The sequence below is a fragment of the Fictibacillus iocasae genome (genome assembly GCF_042665465.1).
Lineage (GTDB): Bacteria > Bacillota > Bacilli > Bacillales > Fictibacillaceae > Fictibacillus > Fictibacillus iocasae.
Genome location: NZ_JBHTCP010000031.1, coordinates 1 through 1,976 on the forward strand (window position 1 = coordinate 1; position 1,976 = coordinate 1,976).

Below are 1,976 nucleotides of genomic sequence, written 5' to 3' on the forward strand. Positions count from 1 at the left end.
TCAACTGAGTTGCCAACATCATGTTATTTAGCCAACAAATCGGAATAGCCACAGTATAAAGGAACCGCACCCTCAACATAAGGTGCGGTTCTTTTGACGCTTACCGTAAATCTCAATTTTTGCCCGAGAACACCTTCAGCGAGCACTTTTTTCCAAATTGGGGACATATGTCCTTTCGCACGCGAGACGGTTGCTGTGATAATAAGGTGAATTCACCAATTGGGAGTGATGGTTATGAAGGGAATACTTTTTGCGATAATCGGCGGTTTGTTCATCACGCTTCAGGGTGTGGCGAATGCGCAGATCGGCACTGAGATTGGCACATGGCAGGCGGCGACGGTCACGCAGTTTACCGGTTTTGTGGCCGCGCTGTTTCTTATGATGCTTTTTCGCGACAAAACGTGGCGTCATTACAGAAAAGTGAAGCCGCTTTATTTGACCGCCGGATCGTTTGCGGCCATCATTATTTTCAGCAACATCACCGCGATCCATGAGATCGGTGTTACATTGACGATCGCTTCGGTATTGATCGCTCAACTCGCCATCGCCTTTTTCACCGATATTTTCGGCTGGTTTAGCGTGGCGAAGCAGCGTATGCAGCTGCCACAGTTCGTCGGCATCGCGATGATGGTCGCGGGGGTGCTCATTCTTAGCTTTTAATAGGAGTGTGTGTGCGTATGAAGAAGATTACAGACCATGATAAGCTGGAAAGTTATATAAAAGAAAACAAGATACCGTTTGGCGATGAGCTTCTGCCTCACCTGCACTTGTATCGTTTTGACCAGGGTGACTTGATTTGTTCTCAGGGCGATACGGCCGATACGCTGTATGTGCTTGTTAAAGGCAAGGTGAAGGTTTTCACGACGTCGCCAGAAGGCCGGACGCTCATTTTATCGTTTAAAAAACCGCTTGAGGTGATTGGCGATATTGAATATGTGCGGCAGACCGAAACGATGAACACGGTCGAGGCGGTGTCCACGGTCGAGATGATCGGCGTGCATCACCGGTGGCTGAAGAAATATGCCGCCAGTGACCCGGCGTTTCTGGAGTTTCTGCTTCACATTATCTCGAATAAATTTTATGTGAAATCGAACTTTATGCAGTTCAATCTGATGCATCCGGTCGAGATGCGGCTTGCGAGCTACTTGCTGTCGGTCTCGTACGACAGTTCGTCCAACGTGCTGAAAAAGCAGCACAGCTCGGCGAGTCTCCGTGATGCGGCGAACTTGATCGGCACGAGCTACCGCCATATGAACCGCGTACTGCAGCAGTTTTGCGCGGACGGGTTAGTCGAGCGTGTGAGCGGGGGCATTGTGGTCATTGATTTTGACGGACTCACAGCCATTGCCGGAAATAACATTTATGAATAAGGGTGGTCACTTATGATAACAGGAATCGTTTTATCGCTGATCGCAGGCGCGCTCGTTGGCCTGCAAAACATATTCAACAGCAAGGTGAACGAACATGCGGGTTCATGGGCGACGACCGTGCTCGTCCTCGGACTCGGATTTAGCGCTTCGTTCGCGCTCGGATTGATTATAGAAGGTACGAATTTATTTGTGCTGGATGGGATGAAAACGTGGTTCTGGTTCAGCGGCTTGATCGGAGTCGGCGTCGTCACATGCATCACACAAGGTGTGCGCCGCCTCGGTCCGACGTACGCGATCTCGATCGCCCTGACGTCACAGCTCGTTTTTGCTCTGCTCTTCGACTCGATCGGCGCGTTTGGCTTGGAGAAAGTGCCATTCACGTTTCAGCAGCTGATCGGCGTGCTCATCATCATCGGCGGGATTTTGGTGTTCAAGCTCGGCGGCCGCGGTAAGGCGGCGAGTGTGGAGATGAAGGAGAAGAGGCTGGCGTAACGTAATGGCAATTGAGATAGGGGGAGGCGCCTAGCCTCCACATCCTCTCGTACCACCGTACGTACGGTTCCGTATACGGCGGTTCCTGTTAAGTCTTACGCAGAGCATCATATC

Annotated in this window: 3 protein-coding genes; all 3 read left to right on the top strand. The window is 51.0% G+C overall.

Annotation, left to right across the window (positions count from 1 at the left end):
- Window positions 1-234 precede the first annotated feature (234 nt).
- Genes ACFQPF_RS11460 through ACFQPF_RS11470 form a run of 3 tightly spaced genes read left to right on the top strand, consistent with a single transcriptional unit; the run spans window position 235 to window position 1,862 of the window.
- The gene (locus tag ACFQPF_RS11460) at window positions 235-660 is read left to right on the top strand and encodes a DMT family transporter (RefSeq protein WP_379749740.1); all 426 of its coding nucleotides are present in this window, start codon (window positions 235-237) and stop codon (window positions 658-660) included.
- A 17-nt stretch (window positions 661-677) separates the two neighbouring features.
- Window positions 678-1,370: a Crp/Fnr family transcriptional regulator gene (locus ACFQPF_RS11465; protein WP_379749742.1), complete on the top strand. Its 693-nt coding sequence runs from the start codon at window positions 678-680 to the stop codon at window positions 1,368-1,370.
- 12 nt (window positions 1,371-1,382) lie between these two features.
- Window positions 1,383-1,862 (top strand): DMT family transporter, encoded by a 480-nt coding sequence (locus tag ACFQPF_RS11470; RefSeq protein WP_379749744.1) that lies wholly within the window; start codon window positions 1,383-1,385, stop codon window positions 1,860-1,862.
- Window positions 1,863-1,976: the final 114 nt, after the last annotated feature.

What these genes read in the sequence shown, in the direction of transcription:
- ACFQPF_RS11465 (WP_379749742.1), top strand. Translation starts at nt 678, where the DNA reads ATGAAGAAGATTACAGACCATGATAAGCTGGAAAGTTATATAAAAGAA.
- ACFQPF_RS11470 (WP_379749744.1), top strand. Translation starts at nt 1,383, where the DNA reads ATGATAACAGGAATCGTTTTATCGCTGATCGCAGGCGCGCTCGTTGGC.
- ACFQPF_RS11460 (WP_379749740.1), top strand. Translation starts at nt 235, where the DNA reads ATGAAGGGAATACTTTTTGCGATAATCGGCGGTTTGTTCATCACGCTT.